A 20,614-nucleotide genomic window follows, 5' to 3' on the forward strand; every position below is an offset into this window, starting at 1 on the left:
CCGACAACTGATAGCCGACAACTGATAGCCGACAACTGATAGCCGACAACTGATAGCCGACATCTGATGTTAGATTTAGAGATAAATTGAAATATCTAATTCGTCAATCTGATCCGCAAGAAGGTATTTTTTAGCATACTGTAAATAGACGCCTGAGCTTAAAAATAGTTTGAATATTGCGGGGTCAATATGATTATCTTTAACCATAAAATCCATTATTTTTATTGATTGGCTGAGTGTTTTTCGTTTTTTATAGGGGCGATCCGATGCAGTGAGCGCTTCAAATATATCTGCTATCACCAACATACGCGCAGTTATTGGTAATTCTTCTGCCGCTATAGCACGGGGATAACCGGAACCATCCATTTTTTCATGGTGCCCACCTGCAATAAGGGCCACATTTTTCAGGTGATCTGGAAAAGGCAATTTAGATAACATCACAATAGAATGTGCCGAATGACCATTGATAATAAATCTTTCTTCAGCTGATAATGTACCGCGTTTAATTCCAAGGTTATACAATTCACCTTTATTGAAACGGTGCTCAGGTGTTTCCATATTAAACCCCCAATCATTACCTGGATCAGTTAATTCTGTCTGTTCCCGCTTGATGAGATGTTCTTTTTTATTGGCTAATAAGGGCTCTTGTACGGGTAATGATATTTTTTGTTCGCTGTGCTGTTTTTTTTCTTGCAGGCTGATACCTAACTGATTATCTAAGGTACGCGACCAGGTGCGTTTCGCTATTTTATTCAGTAGTGTGATTTTTTCATCGGACATATATTCTCCGCCAATATTACACTCTGCAACAAAGGAAAACTCTTGATCTAATGTTGTGAGCAACTGATCACGCAGTCCCGCCAAAATATTCTTATTTCCTCCTTCGGAAACTGCCTTCCAATAATCACTATGAGCATGTTCTTTGATCAGCTCAAAACGCATCCTTAATTCATGGATGCGATTATAAATAGTTTCTAATTTAGTGGCTTTATCAATGACATATTCAGGTGTGACTATTTTTCCGCAATCATGCAGCCAGGCAGCTATATGCAATTCTTCCCATTGTTCCTGATTCAGGTTAAATTCTTTAAAATCATCCTGTTGCTCACAGGCAGCTTGGCATAACATTTTAGTTAATTCGGGTACGCGGGTGCAATGACTTCCGGTATAGGGAGACTTTCTATCAATCGCATCGGCAATAAGCTGAATAAAACTTTCTAATAAGTTCTTTTGCTCGGAAAGTAATATTTGTCCTTCTAGTGCTAATGCGGAAAAGTGGGCAATGGCTCGAATAAAACTTTGGGTTCCTTGTAAATTTAATTTCTGAGTATTATTGATGACAGCTAAGACACCCAGTAATTTTCCGGATCTATTTAATAGCGGCAGTAATTGCCAAGTTAAGGATTTATTTTCTGGAAGATGTTCTTTGATAAGAATTTCAAATTGTTTCGGCAAAGCAAGTGAGGTTGCTTTTATCTTCTGTTCGGCAATTAGCTTTAGGGTGTCGGCTTCGTTAAGAGACTGTGCTTTTAATTTTATTTTTATATTTTCATTTTGTAACTCAGTCAATGACTGAAACTGAGTGATAGCAATATTTAGCTGTTTATATTTATCCGTTAAAAAAATCATAGAGCCGAGAGAATGACTTAATTTATTTGTTTCCAGCGTTATTTTTTGTAGCAGTTCTTGAAAACTTTGTTTTCCTACCAGCGACGAAGATAAATCCTGAAAGTGGTTAATCGTTTCTTTCATACCACTGGTTACGACCATTAATTCATTTATCTCTTTAATAGCGGAGCGGGTATTGATTGGTCTGGAAAAATTAAATTCCTTAATATGCTGTAGTTCTAACGTTAGCTTACTGATTGGTGAGGTTAATCGTTTTGAAAATAACCAGGCAATAGGCAATGTTAATAAAATAATGAATAGAGTAATTAAGACCAAGTCGCTGCGTAACCGATATGCATCAACGAGTAATTCATCAACAGGAACCAGTTGTACTAAAGTTAGTGAATTATTTTTCTGTAGCGTTGATATTTTTCCTAACCATTGTTGCCCGGCATAGTTAAATTGTATATCACCAGTCTTATTTTTATACTGGCTAAACATATATTGCAAAATTGGATGCTGCATTTCTGAAATTAATTTTAAACGGTCAAATTTACCCTGTTTGGAGAGCAGTTCGAGAGGATCCTGATAGGCGATAACTTTTCCCAGCTGATTAATAATAATGCGCTCAGAATTTGGGTATGAGTCGAAGGAGTTTAATAGTTCAGATAGATCGTTCAATATATAGTCAGCACCGATAACCACATTGTTCTTTGGATCAAATTTTGCCATAGTCGTTCCCAACTCTTGGCGTTCATAAAATATATAAGGCTTAGTGATAATCATCTCGGATGATTCTTTGGCTTGCTTATACCAGGGACGGGCGATTGTATTAAATTTATAATCAGGATCATTTTCTTTTAATATTAGCTGCAGTGCCTGATTATAAAAAGAATGACTCACTTTACCGCTATTACTTACCGTCATAATATAGTGGCTTTGCGCCGGCACATTAAAGTGATAGAAGGATTGTCCCGGTAGTAATTTAGTAAACAGGAAAAAGTCATTCTTTGGATAAGCAATAAATAAAGAATCTATATGCTTTGTAGCATCTATACTCGCTTTTAATATCGGTAGAATTGATTCTATTTCTTTTGTATCTATACCTTTAGTTAATGGGGTAGATGCCATAATATTAAGGATTGTTATAACATGTTCAGCTTCATGATATATTTTATTTTCAACCTGCAGACTGGTCTGTGTAAAAATTCTTTTTCCTGAATTTAATATTGACTGAGTTAATTGTGTGTAGCTATACCAGCCGATTAATAAACCACAAAGTAGAATTAATACAGAAAAAAGCGTTGTTATATAGAAGTGCAAAGAAAAACGATTTTTTATTTGTTCGGTCGGCATGTATATAGTTCTCTCTATGGTTCATAAATAAATTTATTTTTCACCCGAAAATTATTTATAGGTTATAAAATTTGTTGTCTGAGGAAGCACCTTAACGTCTTCACAGATTTCACGTGAATTCGCTTGAGTTTTAAGCCCATTAGTCTCTAGCGCATTAATAGCAAGGGATTAAAGTGGGCTATTAAAAAACACACGAATGAGAATAAGCTTATAAAAAGTTTAAATGACCAATAACAGGTTAATTTATCTAAATAATCGCTAAAGAAACGACTATCAACCTAAATATAGATAAGTATGTTGTGCGTTTTATGCTCAATATAATATGAATAATAAAATCTATATTACACTAATATAGATAATAACAGAGTGATTATTAAGTCAAATTTTTATTATGATTTGTATTTTTAAGTGGTTTGATTAACTGTATTTTATTATTGGAAAATATCCATAACATACAGAAATTAAAGGCTTTTATTGATAGCAGTTGTATCCGGATTTTAGGGGCTTGTCTTTTAATTAAAAGTGAAGTAATTATTTTAAAAGATTGGATTTTATGTTTTTTAGATACACAAAAGAAAGAAAATCATAGGCATGATCTCTAAAAATTAAATGAATAAAAAGGGTAACAACTAATGATGTTGTTACCCTTTTTAATGTAAATATTGTGCTTTTTTTAGTTATTTATTGCAGATCTATAATAAGTTAGCCAACGGTACCATTAATAACTCTGGCCATGGGTCTCCCTTCTTCCATTTCCCATTGCACTCCGTATGGATCAATCCAATAGAAAAATGTTTGAGGATCAGGTGTTAATTTTTCAGGAGGGGTGTCCGATAACATTTTTACTCCTTCCTGATTTTTTAACCAAGCATATACTTTCAGAATATTATTTACTTCTAAAGCCACATGCCTAATGCCACCTACATCATTTGTTTTATGGAAGCTTATTTCCTGCTTTCCCTTAGGGTATTGATAGTACATTAACTCTAAATGTAATTGAGCATTAGGATGGATCAGAAAACGAACCATTACTTTTCCTTTACCATCGGCAAAGCCAGCATCTCTTGCAAAGTGTTCACAAGATTCCGGGGACAACCAAACACTCCATGCCTCTCTAAAACCTAAGGTTCTTTTATAAAAGTTAGTTGCATCATCCATCATAGCTAAGTCCGAAACAATAATATTCAGATGTGAAAAACCAAGCACAAAATTAGCAGGATCCATATGTGAGGCACTGTAGAATTCCGGATGTGCGACCCCTAGGGGAATTGTATATTCTAGAACATCCTTTGCCAGCGACTCTTTTCTTGCTAGCCCCTGATATAGCTCAACGATATGAAGAGAAAGAGCAAGACCACATGTGACCCCTCCTGAGGTCATAAATTTTGATCCTGGATTATGAATGTATTGCTCGCCATTACGTGTATCTAACACATTAAGATTTAAACTGTATTTTTCACTCAACGCGTTCATTTTATCAAAACGAGAGTGATGAGTTGTAACATTCATATTTTTTAATTGTTTAGAAAGCACCAGAAGCAATGCACCGGAGCAAGTCCCTGCAACATAATCGGCGTCCTGAGACGTTATAGCGATCCATTCAGTCAGGAATTGTTGTTGCTCTTCTTTGTCAAGTAAAGCATCAATGCCCGGACCGCCAATAATATATAAGGCATCAATTTTCGGGTGACAACATAAAGTGTGATCTGCTGTTATTTTAAAGGAACTACTTTTTTGACCTGCGGGTGTAACACCTGAATTACATGTTATCGGAGCCTTATTTTCTGCAACGGTAAAGACATTGAATACCGGTGAATTATCATCATTGCGAGCTGCTGAAAAAACTTCAAAAGCACCGGCAAAATCCTGAATTTCGATCTGATCATAGATCAAAATAGCGATGTTTTTACTTATATTTTCATTTGGTAGCGGACATAAAGGCGAGTTGACCGATTCTTGAAATATATTTTTAAACTCATTTGAAGAAATATTGGTTACTACTTCAATTTCTGGTACAGATTTATCGCTTGTAACGTAGGTTTGGCCACAGATATTATCTTTTTTTGTTTCGCTTTTTTTAACACTTATACGCATTTTTTCATATTTTGATTTTACTAAATCATTGGTCATTTCTATTGCCGCTAAAGGATCGAAGACGGGCAAAGGAATACTTTCTTGCGCTGAACCCTCGGTTTTTTGGTATAAAAGCTTGCCAACAAAGTTTGCAACAGCATCTTTTGCGGTAACCAAGTCGTAGTATGTTTTATCCAAAATAGCGTAATCACAGGCATCTAACGGGACTAATTTAATAGGAATTCCTGAATGAAAAGCAACTTGAGCAGCTTTAGGATCTAAGAAAATATTCCATTCAGCATAAGTATTTGAAGCGTACTCTGTTCCCTGATCCCAATCTGTATTTGAATTATTTAGCGCAGCTACGTTGCCATCAACATTAATAGCACCTCCCATAACAACAATACGTTCTATATTTTCAAGCGCTGGGGAAGGTTGCATTTCTATTAATTTCTGAATATTTGTTAAACCTCCTAATGATAAAATAATGATTTGGTTTTCTTGTTCCTTTAAACAATATTTGATAAATTCCCATGCATTGCGTTTGTCCTTGATGCCAATTGCCACAGGTAGATCATCTTTTAAACCACAAGCGTCATCCATCATATCCCTAAAAGACGTAGGAAATTTATGGTCATATTGCCCTGGTTTATCAGCTCCAGCACAAACACATATGTCAGGTTTATTGCCTAAAGTAACAAGTTGTAATGCTAATTCTACGCCTTTATCCAGGTGAGTTTCGCCACAACCGGTAACCGTAATGCCTAAAATATTATAATTAGGATTTTTGATTAACAGCAAGATAGCCAGTACATCGTCCCAGCCCATATCAGTATCAATTATTAAGTTTTTTATTTGTCCTATTTTTCTCATTTCACTCTTCCTTTTATTATTTACCTGAGAAATATCAGCGATTTAAAAAAGCGGTTGAAGTTGTATGTGTTAAAAATAACGTTTTTTTGGGGGGTATTGAATCTAATAAAAAATTTATAAAAGGTACTAAAAACGATTTAATACAATCCATAAAAGACTAGTATTCAGGCTTTCAATAATCAAGTTGAGGTGTCATTAAATTAATTATGCTTTTTATTTTTTGCATATTCTCCATAGCATTAGATAACCGCAGTGAATATGCTGCAACATGCCTGTTGTTTATAAACTTATTTTTACAAAATCAGCCTATAAACAAATGACTTTTCTTTGTTATTTGCGGGGTGCGTTCTATGCACCGCAGGCAACGATAATCGGAGCGCACCCTACGAGCTATGCGGTTGTTATCATGGACAGTGCTAGTTGATAAGGTTAGCCAAGGATGGAATGATTTTAGGCGTCAGGTAGAACCAGTAAAAACACTCTGCCAAAGGGAATGGAAAATCTGATCACCTAATTATTTCTTTTGGTATAAATAGAAGAAAAAATTTAACGCAGTGACTTATGAACATATGATTTTTATTGTGCTTACTCTGTTTGATAAAACAGATGCACAGGATCTGGATACAAAAGGGTTGTAAATCCCAGGCAAAGTGATTAAATGCGGGCGCATAAATTTTATTGCAGCGTTATATTTATTAACAGGAAGAGAGACCCATGGCGAAAGAAATAGAGAGAAAGTTTCTACTTGATCTAACTAAATTAGGCTCGCTTGATAGCGGAACTTTAATCAAACAAGGCTATATCACAACAATAGATAAAACCGTTGTACGCGCCAGAGTGGCAGGAAATAGAGCTTATATTACACTTAAAGGTAAAAATACAGGGGTCACTCGTACTGAGTTTGAATATGAAATACCGCTCAATGATGCGCAGCAAATAATATCTGAGTTATGTAATGGACCGGTAGTAGAAAAAACACGATATTTAATCGCTCATTCTGGTCACACTTGGGAAGTTGATATTTTTCACGGAGATAATGACGGCTTAGTCGTAGCCGAAATTGAGCTTGAAAGTGAGCAGGAAAAATTTGAATTACCGCACTGGATAACCACTGAAGTGAGTGGCGATCCAAAGTACTATAATTCAAGTCTATTGGACAATCCCTTTAAGAACTGGAAATAGAGTATAACAAGCAGGTTGCTGAAGCCTTAGCTGAAATACTTCAGCAGCTGATCCTACGTTGTTAGACGGTAAAAAAAGCGAGGAGAAATAAAATGATGTATGGATATCAAGATATGATGGGCTGGGGAGGAGGCATAGGCATGATTGCTTTTTGGATTATTCTGATCATTGTCTTCGTTTTATTAGTTAAATTATATACGTCTCAATCATCCGTAACGATGGAAAAAGAAGAAAGCCCAATAGAGATAATCAAAAAAAGATACGCTAGCGGTAAAATAGATAAAGAGGAATTCGAGCAAAAGAAAAAAGATCTTGAAAAATAACAACTAAGCTTTGCTGTTAGGTAATAACACCAAAAACAATAAATTTATGCTTACGCTCACAAAGCACTGGAAAGAGCACCTAGAGCTTACCCCTGAACTGCCGTGTCCTTACTGGGGGGGGGGTTGTCGGTGCGATGTAGGTACATATACAGAACTCTGCCCGGAGTGTGCACTGCGTAAATTAAAATCGCATTATAAGCAGGAAAGTTGTTCACTCAGTTTAATAAGATAATCTTTACCATAAGCTCCGTTTTCAATATCGCGCTCAAGAAAGTCAGGTAAATTTTTAACATACTCATCAGAGAAAAAGGCAATACCGCAAGCAATAGATGCCACGCTATCGGTATCTCCACCAAGATTAACCGATTTATCAAGCACCTCAGTGATAGAGTCAGACTGAGACAACACAGTTAAAACGGCATCAGTAGTATCAATGGCCTCACATTCTGTTCGGGTCACTTTGTCATTTTTGAATATCTCGTTTGTTTGTTGGCAAACATAATCAAATACCCCCTCTTTTTTGCCTAATTTATTTACAAAATAATATACAGCTAAAGCAACGGCTTGTGAGGCAACAACCCCTTCATGACTATTATGAGTAACAGAAGCCTGAATTCGCGCTTTCTCAAGCATCTCTGTTTTATCTTTAATCAGGCCTAAGGGAACTGACCGCATCGCCGAACCATTTCTAATACTGTCGGCATAAATATTTTCAACAAACTCAGCTGGTGTGTCGGTATTCACTAAAAAATCATAAAAACCGTCGGAATAAGATTGGCGGGGATCGCGTTTAAATGCTTTTAAAAAGTATTCAGCGACCAGATATTCGTTCCATGGGCCTGGCTCATTAATTATTAATTCAGCAATAGCTATCGACATCTGAGTGTCATCGGTATAACAACCGGCGCAGGCCTGATGGTACTTTGTAAGGCAGTGGTTTTCTTTAATGTATTCATCCTCTGTAAACTCAAACCCGGCACCGTAAGCATCGGCCATGGCAATCACTAATAACATTTACTGTCCTTTTGTTTCTATAGGGGTATGGGCTTTCGCTATTATTTATACCAAATGTATTAATTACATATGTCAGTTAACAAAGAATGGCGGTGTTGCTCATTTCAGTATGTCGGCAGTAAAATGTACATACTACCGTTTATCGAGCTCAACTTGGAAATACTAACACAACAAAAGATCAGCGCTTTAAAATGCTTAATCAGTGCTATCGATATCAGTAAAAATAAAGCGTTACGAGTTAATAGGTAAACAATCTTGCTATTCGATGTCAATTCTGGAAAGATTTACGCTCACAAAGCCACCGGGATGATTTTGAAGAGTAAATCTGATAATGCATTTCGTATGATGTTATCGGTAGGGTGCATAGAATCCACCCTATGAGCTATGCGTTTGTTGTCATAGTTGGCGTTCAAATAAGACCGCCATTAAATTTATGATCACTTTATTAATGCATTTGCTATTAGCTGATTAAATGTTTATACCAGACATTCATACTTTCAATATTTCCGGAAATATTAGTGTTGTTTTTCAGTCTTCCGCCAAATTTGTAACCTGCCTTTCTAAATGTAATGTTCATTCCCGCAGACATCGCACGGGCTATGGTATAGGCCGTTTTTATTCCCTTGTTCTTCATGGCATTTTCCATTTCAAGAAGGAGACATTGAGCAAATCCATTACCTTGCCATTCAGGGAGTGTGGCAAAGTCGGTCATTTCAGCATTGGAAGATTGTTTGTCCATATCTGCCGATGAAACAGCGACAAGTCGACCATTATATTCTATCCCAAAATAATCAATATGACTTTTCATGGTGTTAAGAATATAGGCAGGATCATCGATGGGGAAAGGATAGGATTGAAATGTGTTCTTATAAATATCAGCAATAGTAATGACATCCGCTTCATTACAAATTCTCAAGGTAAGATTATCGTTTAGATGGCATTTTGATTTGGATGCTTGTTTTTTAAGCGCAATTTTGAGAATTTCATCCATTTTACCAAGGTCCGGCTCTGCGGCACATTCAGCATTTAGATAGAACCCTAGAAAGACAGCCTCAATTTTTCCGTTATAGAACGCAGAGACACGGGCCTCTTCCTCAAATCCTGCGGCTAAAAATAGTGCCGAGTGGCATTCTGGAACTTTGGCAAATATTTTTGAATAATTATTTTTTCTGGCCAAATCAATTAGGCTGTATGGCGTGGTTGAGGGGGCTTCATCGGCTAATTTGATTAAATAAATGCGATCATTATAGCTTCCGTGCTGAATCATGCTGCCTTCAAATTTCTCAATGATATTTTTAGAATCCATTAATATAGCTTCCCGATTCATTCGGTCCCATCTGGGACAAGTGTAATTGTTTGATCATTATCCGATAAAAGCTTATTGATTCCTATCGATTTGTATTAAGTATTCCCAGCAGAGCATCTAAGGCAGTGATGCACTGTTTCATCTTCCATTTCCAATCACCCCAGTCGGCATCAATTTGTTTAACGACATCCTTTTGGTGCTTTGGAAAAATCATCATTTACTTTTACTGTTTCTGACTAACGATTTAGCCAGCCGATTTTTACGGAGTGCAGCAAAAATACAGTACCGTGATTTGTTCTGCTCACCTAAAGACCGAAAAGATATGACTCCTGAGGTGGCCCTTTTGACGTTCTGTTTTTTCTTTCATCAGCAGCACTTGTGGTAGCTCAGTCCAAGCAGGAAATTCTTCACACATTCTCCTAACACATCAATGTTGTAGCCTCCTTCCTGGCAGACTAATGTCGGTATTCCCATAGACTGGAACTGTTTGCCTATTGCAAAATAATCTTCCGTGCGCAGCTTAAAACCACCAATAGGATCAGTCTCATGGGTATCAAAACCTGCGGAAATAATAAGGTATGCAGGCTTAAACTTGCGAACTTTATCAAGTATGCGCGCTAACGCTTTGCTGTATTGTGCCAATTGAGTCCCTTTGGGCAAAGGTTCATTATGGTTTGTCCCCCTAGCCTGACCTTGGCCTTTTTCGTCGGCATAGCCCCAAAAGTAGGGATATTCATCATCGGGATCGCCATGAATAGAGGCCGTAAAGACAGACTTTATATTATCAAAAAATTCCTGTGTTCCGTTGCCATGATGATAATCTATATCTACAATCGCAACTTTTCCTTCAGGTAATAAATACTCAGCGGCGACGGCTACATTATTAAAGTAGCAATAGCCGCCAAAGACCCGCGGTCCGGCATGATGTCCGGAGGGACGGCACAGGGCATAGACTGTTTTTTCATGACCATCCCGGATTAATTCAGCACCGGTTAATGCAGTTTCAGCAGAGGCACGTGCAACTTCATAGGTTTTCCTTTTAATGGGTGTTACTGCATCGGTACACCATATTCCTCCCCAGAGGGGAGAATCCGATCTTTTTTTGCAATGGGCTCCTTCGCCGGGGAAAAGATCGGGATAAAATTCCTGTTCATCGTTTTGTAAACTCAATGCGGTGTTCTTAATATAATCGTGATAGGGATGCAGCCGAGTGATCAGTCTTTCCGGAAAGGGCTTTGCCGTCAGAAATTCAAACTGTTGATCGGCCTGAAGGGATTTCTTAATGGCTTCAACACGTAAGGGAGTGTCTTTTACTTCGTAGACATCAGGTCCAAGTTGATACTTCCAAGATGGATTGTGCTGACTGTCGTTATATTTCTCAATTACTTTCATGGATTGTCCTTCCATTTTTTAACAATAGTTCGATAATACGTTCATGTGGCATTGAGTGACACCAGCGTTGCTCACGTCCATTTAATTACTTTCATGGATTGTTCTTCCATTTTTTAACAATAGTTCGATAATACGTTCATGTGGCATTGAGTGACACCAGCGTTGCTCACGTCCATTTAATTGCTTTCATGGATTGTTCTTCCATTTTTCAATAGTTCGATAATACGTTCATGTGGCATTGAGTGACACCAGCGTTGCTCACGTCCATTTAATTGCTTTCATGGATTGTTCTTCCATTTTTCAATAGTTCGATAATGCGTTCATGTGGCACTGGTGGACACCAGCGTTGCTCACGTCCATTCATTCCATTAGAGCAGAACATTGCATTTAATACGGCCTCTTCCGTGGCTTCGATTACCGCTTCATAAACCACGTTGATATGCGCATCGGAAATACATTTTAAGGTTAAAAAATTACGCTTGCTGGTGGGGTGCCGAGGCTTACGGTTACCGGTACTAAAAGCAAGGATGATTTCACCGCTGGTGGAGGCTGCATAAGAGCCAGTTCGCCCAAGACCAAGAGCGGCCCGTTTGGCCACACGATTAAGCTGACTGGTAATAAGAGGAAGATCCGTGGCAACCACAACGATGATTGACCCTTCTGATTTCTCACGGCGCTCGGTCTGGTCGAATTCCCCATTCAGTTCTCTGCCGACAACCGCGCCATCGACGGTAAGATTCTGCATTTTCCCGACATTTGAAAGTACCAGCACGCCAAGGGTATATGACTCGTTTTCAGGAAGTTCTAATATTCTTGATGAAGTCCCTATTCCTCCGGCAAAGTCAAAGGTTGTCATGCCTGTGCCAGCCCCGACCGAGCCTTGCAATACAGGTCCCGATGATGCCGCCTTGATGGCCTTCATAGTGTCTTGTGCTGAGCAGGTTCCAACTCTTATATCGTTTAGAAAAGAATCGTCGGCTTCGCCAACAACAGGGAGAACCACATCGGTTTCGGTGCCAATAAGAGGGTGCTTTTTAAGCATTTTATTGACCACACCATCATGTACCCGACCAACTGAATGCGAATTTGTGAGAAGAATAGGGGTTTCAAGCCAACCTGTTTCCATTACTTGGGTAAGTCCGGCCATCTCTCCAACACCGTTAAGGATAAAACCGCCGGCGACAATCCTATTGTCATAAGACTGTCCGGCAGCGGGCATAATTGCTGTAATACCGGTACGTATGCAGGTGACCCCGGTGCCTTCCGGAATTGGAACGCCATCTTCTATTCTAGAAAAGTGGCCAACACGAACGCCCTTAATATCGGTAATTGCATTATTAATGCCAGGCCGCATTCGGCCAATTTGAATCCCCAGCTCTCTGGCGGTCGGTCGTGAGACACCCGATATAATTTGACTTTTTTTAGGCTGCTTCGTCGATCTGATCGCCAAACCGTATCGGCGAGCTGCAGAGCGAATGATCAGGCGCATCACATCCTTAAATTCGAGTCCGCAGGATTTAGCTGCCGTTATAAGGGATGCATTTGGATGGAAACTTGGCAGCGGATTAAGTTCAATAAAATAAGGTTGCCCGTTTGTATGTAAGCGAATATCTACTCGGCCAAAATCAGGACAGGACATGATATCAAAAACCGCACGGGCCATGTTTACGGCAGCGGTTTTCTCCTGGGCGTTAAGATTAGCAGGACAAACAATATTAACTGATTTTGCAGCTTCTCCGCCTTGTTTCATGTCGTAATCATAGACATTGTATTTGCCGTCGATCTTGTCCATGTCAAAAGTGTGTTCAACGACATCAAGCAATTTACCGGGAAAGCTTTCAAGGAAGGGAATACTGAGCTCCCGGCCAGCTATAAATTCCTCAACAACAAGACCTGCCGGATAATGTCCTAATAATTTGTTTATTCTGCTCTGGGCCTGGTCATGTGATTCAACAACTGAATCCTGTGTAATACCTTTACTCGACCCTTCATAATTCGGTTTGATGATCAGGGGGTATTGTAAATTATCGGGAAGATTTTTTTCTTTTTCGGTAATCAAAACACCTTTTGGAATATTAATTCCGTGCGATGCCAAAACGGTTTTAGCAAGATGCTTATCAAGATTAAGGTGCAGCAGTGATGCGTTTCCACCGGTAAAGGGAATGCCCATTTGCTCGTATAACCCGGGATAAAAAGCCTCACGGGAGCTGCCGATCGTGCCCTCCGCCAGATTAAAGATAAGATCAGGTTCACTTTCGATAAGGCGATCAATGACATTATTGGGTTTACCCGACACCTCAACTTCCGTGACCGTATGATGAAGACTATTAATGGCAGCGGATATCCGGCTTATGTCCGCCTGAGTAAGGAGTTCAGCTGTCGCTTCCGTATCATCCATGCGAAGATTATAGGCAATTGTAATTCTCATTGTTCAACATCCTTTTTACTACTGCTCATTGATAAACTGAAATCTAACGCCTGCATAACTCACATAACTAATGCCTACATAACTTAGAGGGCATTCCGCATAGGCTAAAATTGGCCTAGGCATTGACAGCTTAATTCAACAAAAAGAAAGGCGGCGAGTCACCTCAGAGTTAATAAAATTGTAGGACATATAATCGGATCTGACAGTCTCAATCCAAGCTGTTTTCTGAAAAAAAATGAAGTTAATCATCTACAAAGCAAAAAGCAATAAAGTGGCTATGCAATATGCTCTTGTTCGTATTTCTGCCTTTCAACTGATTAAAGAGTTCTATGTTGTACTTTTGAAACGTCATTATCGCTTTATAGATGAATGTATATCTTTAATTTGACGCAGCCAGGGTTTGATATTCTTATATTGCTGTTTCAATGCCTGCGCCGCTGCTTTTTCTTTAAAGCTACCTTTTATCACCACAAACTGGCCCTCTTTCTCCTTGCCCAGTGGAGCAATAGCGACCGAGCCCTTAAACTGCGTGTCCTCGGTAAATTTTTGTGCCGCCTTTAATGAACTGAAAACAGCCAGCTGCAGGGTATAGTGGTGCTTGTCCTGCGCTAATATCCAGGTTTTACCCAGGTCATTTCTGGAAACAGCGGAGGGCTGTTTATCTGGCTTAATAGGCACATTCTTGGCTGACTGCTGGTGGGTCGGTAATGCTTTACCTCCCAGGCATTGTACGACCTGCAACTCATTGCCTTGTTTGACTGCCTGATATTTCGTCCAGAATGCGGCGTCGATTTTCTGATGGGGTAAAATAGCTTGCGGATCCCGATAACGTGACGTCTTGCTCGGACCTCCGTTGTATGCTGAATAGGCGGATCTCGCCAAATTGTCCAGTCCGCCTCGCAGTTTGTGTTCGCCTCTTTTAAGGGAATATTTGAGCAGATAGTTGAGCAGAATCTCTGTCCCCGCACGGGCATTGTAAGCAATATCCCAGCGCAGTTTTTGAGTGTTATATAATCCACGCCAAACCCGCTCATTGATCTGCATCAGGCCGGTATCGCCCGTGCTTGAATGCAGTGTCACAATCTCTCTATTTTTTAGCACATATTGCCGCCAGCAGCTCTCCTGCCAGGCCGTCGTCAGCACCAGATTTTGAAAGAGCTTTTTCGTAGCAGCATTCAGCCCCGGCTCTATAGTGTCGCCGGCGCTATCCTCAAGTAGATCACGAACGATCGGCAGATACTCAGGCAACTCGCTTTTGGTGGGAACCCAGAGCGCTAGGCGCTCATTTGATGATGTTGCCCAGGCAGAGCTGATTGGCCAGAAGCTAAAGTTGAATCCCGATGGCGCATTTAACTTCATAAAGGGTGAAAGCCGAAAAAGATGGCGCAGTTCCGGATCAACGGCATTATCGTAAAACAAAGGATTAGTGCCCGGCTGATCGATAAGCATTCGTCCCAAGCGGCGCAGACCATTTACGGAAATATCAAGACCGATTGAAGGACCTAACCGATCGAGAACAGCAAGGGCATCAGTCGCGGCCAATAAACTTATCAGCATGGGCTCCTGACCGGGGTTTTCCAGACTTATCTGGCGCAGTATTGGTCCCAATTTTTGCCAGCTGTCAATAAACCAGTGGCGAACCGGATCATTCGTTGCTGAGACCGGCATAGTCAATGCGTCAACCAGGCGATAACGGGCATCCAGAAAAATTTCCGCCAGAGTATCACGCAATTCCTGTTGATTCGTCGCGTTGGCATAACGCTTGACTGCAAATGTAATCATCGCATCCATCATCTGCCAGTTCGCCTCCAGTTTTTGTATCTCCTCGAAGGAGAGTGTTGCTACCGGCTCCTGTGTGGCGGGAAGCCTGTCTATCTGGAGAGCAACAGCAACATCGATGCCATCAGACTCGATTGATATTGCGCCTAATTTAAGGCTGTCTGAGATTTTACTGATCTGCAAAGCGGATCGTTTGTCTAATATATCCGGTAGCAGTTTGTTGAGCTGATTGATGGTTGGTGCGAGGTCTATTTCATAGCGGTTCATAAAAGAAAGCAGCCGCCCGCTAGCCAGTTCCCATATTTGTCCGGTGATCAACTGGCCTTGCGGATTATAGAACTGGCTGCGAAGGATCTTTAGCCCGATAGATCTGGCTCCCGGCTTAATAATAGGGTCAGTGAGAAATCTGGCGTCACCTTCCCAGTTGAACAGCGGTGTACAGTTGCCAAAAGCTACCGTCGCTATATTAGCCTTTACGTGAGTGATAATTTCCAGTTTTTTCTGATACTCATGCAGGCGGGGATTAGACAAGAAAACAGTGCTGCAACCGGCCGCATCGTGCAGGATTTCTACTTTTTTATCAGCGCTGTTGTCGGAGCCATTAAACAGCTGGCTTAACATCAGTTGCCGTAGAACCGGATAATCGAGTTGGATTGGCACTCGTACCGTCTCAGCCATAACGGGCGATGTGAAAACCAATGCAGTGAGTAATAAAGAAAGGGTGCTAACTAATTTGTTTAAATTATTTTCTGCCATGTCATATTTCTCTGTAAGCATCGGAAGGTACCGATAGAAAATTTATCTGAGAGTATAGGAAGAATAAAAGCCCTTTACCAAAAAACAGATTAATTTGAACCGAATGTATTCTCTCAATAGTAGTGACAGTGTATTTTTATAGCTCAAGGCATAGATGAACAATGGTCAATGCACTGCGAATTATTAATCTCGCAATATACAACGAACGGCACAAGATTCCGCATATTTCCTGTTAGAGTGGTGGTTTCAAGTCATTTGAAGAGGCTGCTGGTATATTACCTCTAAGCGGTTCGACTGACTCAAGACAATAATAAAAAGGAAACGAGTATGAATATCGAATTTTCAAATATTGAAGCCCGGGTTATTGGCTGCCTAATGGAAAAAGAGATAACAACCCCTGATTTATATCCTCTTACCTTAAATAGTTTAACAAATGCATGTAACCAGAAAAGCAACCGCGATCCGGTAATGTCACTTTCTGAAGCGCAAGTATTAGATGCAGTGGATGCTTTAATCAAAAAACGTTTAATAAATGATGAAAGTGGTTTGCATGGCCGTGTGACTAAGTACCGGCACCGTTTTTGTAATACCGAATTTGGCAATTTTCAATTTACAGAGCAAGAAAAAGGTGTTGTCTGCTGCATGCTGCTAAGAGGGGCGCAAACTCCGGGAGAGCTAAGAACAAGATCCAATAGATTATGCCAGTTTATTGATGTAAAAGAGGTTGAAGCCGTCCTGGATAAATTAGCTCAGGATTCACTGGTTGTGAAATTACCTCGCGAAGCCGGCAAGCGCGAAAGCCGCTATATGCATCAATTTAGTGGGCAAGTTGATCTGTCTGAGGTTAGCATTCCAATAGCGCCGGTATCGGAAATCGTGCCACGTGAGGATCGCATTGAACAATTAGAAAAAGAGTTGTCTGCACTGAAAAATGAAGTCTTCGAGTTAAGACGTCTTATTGAGCAAACTAGAACTGAGGATTAAATTAATTGTTAAACCTCAAAAAGTAAAAAGTAGATTCCGAATTAATAAACCTACTTTTGAAAACGTCGGGTATAAACTTTAGTTTTCTGGATTCCTATTTTCTATTTATTCATCAATAGGCAATAGGTTTTTTAAAAATATTGAATCAGAACACTTTAACTTTGTATAAAGCTAGTTATCAAAAAATAAGTTAATAACCCCTATATGTGATATTTAAACCTTAGCTAAGACATCTAAATATCAACCATTATAATTGTAATATATTGATTTAATGGTATTTTTATCAATATAATTGATCTTGTCTATATGCTGGTTCGTTAAAGACAAAATAGAATATGTCGATGTTCTTCATAAAAAATGGGCTCTACTAGGGAGCCCATATTTTACTATTATTTATTCCCTTTTTGATTTGGGTTTAACTGTTTACCACGATTCCCCTGATTTTGGTCATGTTGACGATTTGTTCCAGGTATCCCTTTGTTACTGTTGGGAATGTTAGCTGCATTATCTTTAGGACTTATTTTCTTCTTCATTATTGTTTCCTTATCTTTATTTACAAGCACCAGGTACACGGCAGGCGCATGCACTCGGGGCGTGACAAGCATGGCCCTCACAACGTGACGCTTTTTCCCATGATTTGGCCATAGAAACGTCAAAATGTTTTTCATATAGATCAATGGTTTTATCAAATGATTGTTCTAATAGTTTTTGGTCATCTTTACCATAAACCCCAAAATACGGGTAATGATCAATAAAACGTCCAAACAATTTTTCACAATCTTCACGATAAGCACGGGTATCAAGAATATGGGCATGCCAAACCTTATCAACCAGTTTACTGGGTACGAGTACTTCTGAAGGATAGAGCATTTTTAACGTTAAAAAACGTTGATACTCTAGTTGACCTGCATCCCATTCTTCGACAGCCATTTCAGCCTCGTCAGTATCAGTAAATTTATGCTTTAAACGCTCAAAGTCTAACGCAGAAACCTTCTCATTTAAGATACCCATCTGCTTCTGAATATTTTCTACCTGTTTCATATTTTTCTCCGAAATAAATATAGATGCACTTATTTGTGCCTTCGTTTTATTTCGGTTTCAAATTTTTGTCGGGTAATAATTCTGAATGGCTCTATATGTTTATTTGTTTGCAGGCATAATAAACGCCAGTGTTTACTGAGTTTAAAGCGAATAACATTAGGGCAACAGTGAATACGTTTACCACCTAAGGCAGAAAAAGATTCCCCATTAGATAACGCTAACTCAATAGATTTTGCTTTTTGTTGATAGCATTCAGGAAGATGCAAATTGTGCGGTTGGATTAGTTGATTAATTGATGTCATAAATAGCTCCTTTTTTTGACTTCGAAGCTAGTTTGTTTGAGTGCAGTGCACTCACAACAATTTTATGAAATTAAATCGTCTAATAATTTATCGAACTCAAGTGCTTCTTTATATTCTTTATCTATCTTCATTTTGTAGTCTTGAATAATAGGCAGGATTGGTTCAATATTTTTTGAGAGTTCCCATGATTTTTCTAAATTACCTGATAAGTAGTGTGCCAGCATACTGTCCGTCACTGATAATGCAGCACTCTGTACCAGAAGTGCTTGCATTAAATTTGTTATCCCTGTGAAAGACAATTGCGGTAATTCAACATAGGGATTAGGTAACCTTTTTTGGCTAAGGCAACTATCCGATTCAAGCATTGTAACAAAGCGTTCCACTTCAGCGCTAAGTAGCCCAATTCCAGCAATCGATTGTCTGTCTTGCAGTAACAATCGTATTGCTTTCGCTTTATCCGCTCGAACAGTTTTATTTTCAAAAATTGATTTTATAGTTTTACTGTCGGGGAAAATACTTTGTAGTAGTACCGCGTTATACAATTTATCTAGCTGGTCATAAGTGATAAAAATTGTATTTTTATCACTGTTCTGAATTGGCTCTTTATAATGGCTGATAAATCCACTTCTAACCAAGGGATAAATAAGATCTTTAAATGATTTGTACTTTGCTATTTCCACTCCAAAAAGTTTATGAATAGCCCGTGGTATCTGAATGCCTTTATTGTTCACAAGATTTATCCAATAACTTGTTTTCAGAAAATGGCCTTTTAAAACCTTGTTGTGCCGCAATGAATTTCGCACGCTTAAACCAATCATTTGAACAGCGGTATTCATTTTTAGCATTTTCCTGCAGTACGCCTAAGCAATATCCCGCTCTTAGTCCTTCCGAAAGAGAAGTGGTTTGTGCCGCAAGAAATTTCTGTTCATTACGAGAATCATAAATATTGACTAATTCTACGCAGCTATCAATAAGAGGTAATTGTTTGGCCATTACAGAGGTATTTATTAATATCGGCATTAACAATAAAAAAAGGGCAGTTCTGTATTTCATGATTTTATTTCATCCACGGATTTTGTTGATTGTGAGGCTGTATCTTCATTATTCTCAGTGTTTGATGAAGATACATGGGTCGTTGCGTATTTCTCATTATCAGACTTAGAAGTATTTAATTCCTTATCTAATCTTAAACTAGGGCTTGGCACGGCAATATAGAAACTAAGTAATACAATCGAAAACGATATCACTTGTAGTATATTTACCTCTGTTTGCGTTAAGCTTCGAATTACCGAGCTACCCTTCATAATATCTGGGATTGCGATTACGCCTATAAACAGGGAAGTAATAACGGCGAATGACGCTATAACAATAAACGGTTTGGTAATAGCGTTATACCATTTAACACTGGTACGTTTTATGATGAAGATATATCGTAGAATTAATATTAATAATAATCCGCAAAAAAGTAATTCGGACATTGAAAGGTCGGACAGTCCTTCTCCATATTCAATTAAGCTTTGAAAAACCAATATTAAAACCATCGCGCCGATAAATATCAAAGCCACATATATACTTGTTTCAAACATCCATCTAAGAATACGAGCAAAGTACCAATCAATATTGATTATTATTTTTTTAAAACTTTCCATGTTCCTCCCTAAGCTTCACTCTAAATAAAATAACATCAACACCAAGTTGTTATCTGACATATTACTAACAACTTGTTATTGATGGTTAAATTGTATAGCGTGCAATATTAAAATCATATTTTCAATATAAATATAATATAAAAGTTTTATTTTATAGCGACAACTTAATCGAGGCTAGAAGGTGATCATGAAACTACTCGTATTTATAGTTAAATAACGGTATTTGAATTCTATCGCGGTGATTCTTTGGATAGAGTTAAATATTGTTATTGATGGAAAGATATGTAAGTGGATTTACTAAATGGTGGCATAAGTTACTAGAGGGCGAGGTAAATGTTGAACTCGACAGCACAAGTATCATTATCATTTACCACTAAAGGATATTGAACAGTTTGATATACAACAAGTCTGGTTTTCTGATCGTGTGGTGATAGCTGGTGGTCATCAAAATTAAAAGGGCCTGAGCAGACCACGCCAACGGGGCAGTTTTTTGTCGATAATACAGGTAAAAAGCGGTCTCAAAATGAGTGATGGCATGACTATCATCG

Annotated in this window: 16 protein-coding genes and 1 pseudogene; 4 read left to right on the forward strand and 13 right to left on the reverse strand. The window is 38.8% G+C overall.

The window, feature by feature from the left end; genetic code table 11:
• Nucleotides 1-75: 75 nt before the first annotated feature.
• Together CXF72_RS13275 and CXF72_RS13280 are read right to left on the reverse strand one after the other, a co-directional pair.
• The gene (locus CXF72_RS13275; RefSeq protein WP_101039488.1) at nucleotides 76-2,964 is read right to left on the reverse strand and encodes an HD domain-containing phosphohydrolase; all 2,889 of its coding nucleotides are present in this window, start codon (nucleotides 2,962-2,964) and stop codon (nucleotides 76-78) included.
• A 702-nt stretch (nucleotides 2,965-3,666) separates the two neighbouring features.
• Complete coding sequence (locus CXF72_RS13280; protein WP_101039489.1) at nucleotides 3,667-5,910, reverse strand: nucleoside hydrolase; 2,244 nt, start codon at nucleotides 5,908-5,910, stop codon at nucleotides 3,667-3,669.
• 714 nt (nucleotides 5,911-6,624) lie between these two features.
• Here CXF72_RS13280 and CXF72_RS13285 point away from each other — a divergent pair.
• Complete coding sequence (locus CXF72_RS13285; protein ID WP_101039490.1) at nucleotides 6,625-7,092, forward strand: CYTH domain-containing protein; 468 nt, start codon at nucleotides 6,625-6,627, stop codon at nucleotides 7,090-7,092.
• A 92-nt stretch (nucleotides 7,093-7,184) separates the two neighbouring features.
• A complete protein-coding gene (locus CXF72_RS13290) occupies nucleotides 7,185-7,415 on the forward strand; it encodes an SHOCT domain-containing protein (RefSeq protein WP_198552600.1) in 231 nt (76 codons plus the stop codon).
• Between the two features lie 192 nt (nucleotides 7,416-7,607).
• Here CXF72_RS13290 and CXF72_RS13295 read toward each other — a convergent pair whose 3' ends face one another.
• From CXF72_RS13295 to CXF72_RS13315, 5 genes are all read right to left on the reverse strand, one after another.
• The gene (locus CXF72_RS13295) at nucleotides 7,608-8,429 is read right to left on the reverse strand and encodes an ADP-ribosylglycohydrolase family protein (protein WP_101039492.1); all 822 of its coding nucleotides are present in this window, start codon (nucleotides 8,427-8,429) and stop codon (nucleotides 7,608-7,610) included.
• A gap of 460 nt (nucleotides 8,430-8,889) precedes the next feature.
• Nucleotides 8,890-9,735 carry a putative beta-lysine N-acetyltransferase gene (ablB, locus tag CXF72_RS13300; protein WP_101039571.1) on the reverse strand — a complete coding sequence of 282 codons (846 nt, stop codon included), beginning with the start codon at nucleotides 9,733-9,735 and terminating at the stop codon, nucleotides 8,890-8,892.
• A gap of 366 nt (nucleotides 9,736-10,101) precedes the next feature.
• Entirely contained in the window at nucleotides 10,102-11,127 is a 1,026-nt protein-coding gene (locus tag CXF72_RS13305; RefSeq protein WP_157823260.1) for a histone deacetylase family protein, read from the reverse strand.
• Between the two features lie 268 nt (nucleotides 11,128-11,395).
• Nucleotides 11,396-13,555 carry a P1 family peptidase gene (locus CXF72_RS19625; RefSeq protein ID WP_198552601.1) on the reverse strand — a complete coding sequence of 720 codons (2,160 nt, stop codon included), beginning with the start codon at nucleotides 13,553-13,555 and terminating at the stop codon, nucleotides 11,396-11,398.
• Between the two features lie 351 nt (nucleotides 13,556-13,906).
• The gene (locus CXF72_RS13315; protein ID WP_198552602.1) at nucleotides 13,907-16,090 is read right to left on the reverse strand and encodes a lytic transglycosylase domain-containing protein; all 2,184 of its coding nucleotides are present in this window, start codon (nucleotides 16,088-16,090) and stop codon (nucleotides 13,907-13,909) included.
• Between the two features lie 327 nt (nucleotides 16,091-16,417).
• On the opposite strand from CXF72_RS13315, the gene CXF72_RS13320 reads away from it, so the two are divergent.
• Both CXF72_RS13320 and CXF72_RS20285 read left to right on the forward strand, forming a co-directional pair.
• Entirely contained in the window at nucleotides 16,418-17,074 is a 657-nt protein-coding gene (locus CXF72_RS13320; protein ID WP_101039498.1) for a YceH family protein, read from the forward strand.
• Nucleotides 17,075-17,152: 78 nt separating this feature from the next.
• Nucleotides 17,153-17,200, forward strand: a pseudogene (locus CXF72_RS20285) (cytochrome c oxidase subunit 2A); the annotation flags it as partial.
• A 263-nt stretch (nucleotides 17,201-17,463) separates the two neighbouring features.
• Here CXF72_RS20285 and CXF72_RS19630 read toward each other — a convergent pair.
• The 6 genes from CXF72_RS19630 to CXF72_RS13345 form a co-directional block, all read right to left on the reverse strand.
• A complete protein-coding gene (locus CXF72_RS19630; protein WP_198552603.1) occupies nucleotides 17,464-17,607 on the reverse strand; it encodes a hypothetical protein in 144 nt (47 codons plus the stop codon).
• Nucleotides 17,608-17,623: 16 nt separating this feature from the next.
• On the reverse strand, nucleotides 17,624-18,115 hold the full coding sequence (locus tag CXF72_RS13325; protein WP_198552604.1) for a glycine-rich domain-containing protein: 492 nt from the start codon (nucleotides 18,113-18,115) through the stop codon (nucleotides 17,624-17,626).
• A gap of 29 nt (nucleotides 18,116-18,144) precedes the next feature.
• Nucleotides 18,145-18,417 (reverse strand): ParE family toxin-like protein, encoded by a 273-nt coding sequence (locus tag CXF72_RS13330; RefSeq protein ID WP_101039500.1) that lies wholly within the window; start codon nucleotides 18,415-18,417, stop codon nucleotides 18,145-18,147.
• A 62-nt stretch (nucleotides 18,418-18,479) separates the two neighbouring features.
• Entirely contained in the window at nucleotides 18,480-19,148 is a 669-nt protein-coding gene (locus CXF72_RS13335) for a hypothetical protein (protein WP_101039502.1), read from the reverse strand.
• Nucleotides 19,138-19,470, reverse strand: coding sequence for a hypothetical protein (locus CXF72_RS13340; RefSeq protein WP_101039504.1), 333 nt, complete (start codon nucleotides 19,468-19,470; stop codon nucleotides 19,138-19,140). Before CXF72_RS13340 ends, CXF72_RS13335 begins: the two co-directional genes overlap by 11 nt.
• Entirely contained in the window at nucleotides 19,467-20,066 is a 600-nt protein-coding gene (locus CXF72_RS13345; RefSeq protein ID WP_101039506.1) for a hypothetical protein, read from the reverse strand. The genes CXF72_RS13340 and CXF72_RS13345 overlap by 4 nt, the downstream gene beginning before the upstream one ends.
• Nucleotides 20,067-20,614 lie beyond the last annotated feature (548 nt).

The organism is Psychromonas sp. MB-3u-54 (assembly GCF_002836415.1).
In the GTDB taxonomy this organism is placed as follows: domain Bacteria; phylum Pseudomonadota; class Gammaproteobacteria; order Enterobacterales; family Psychromonadaceae; genus Psychromonas.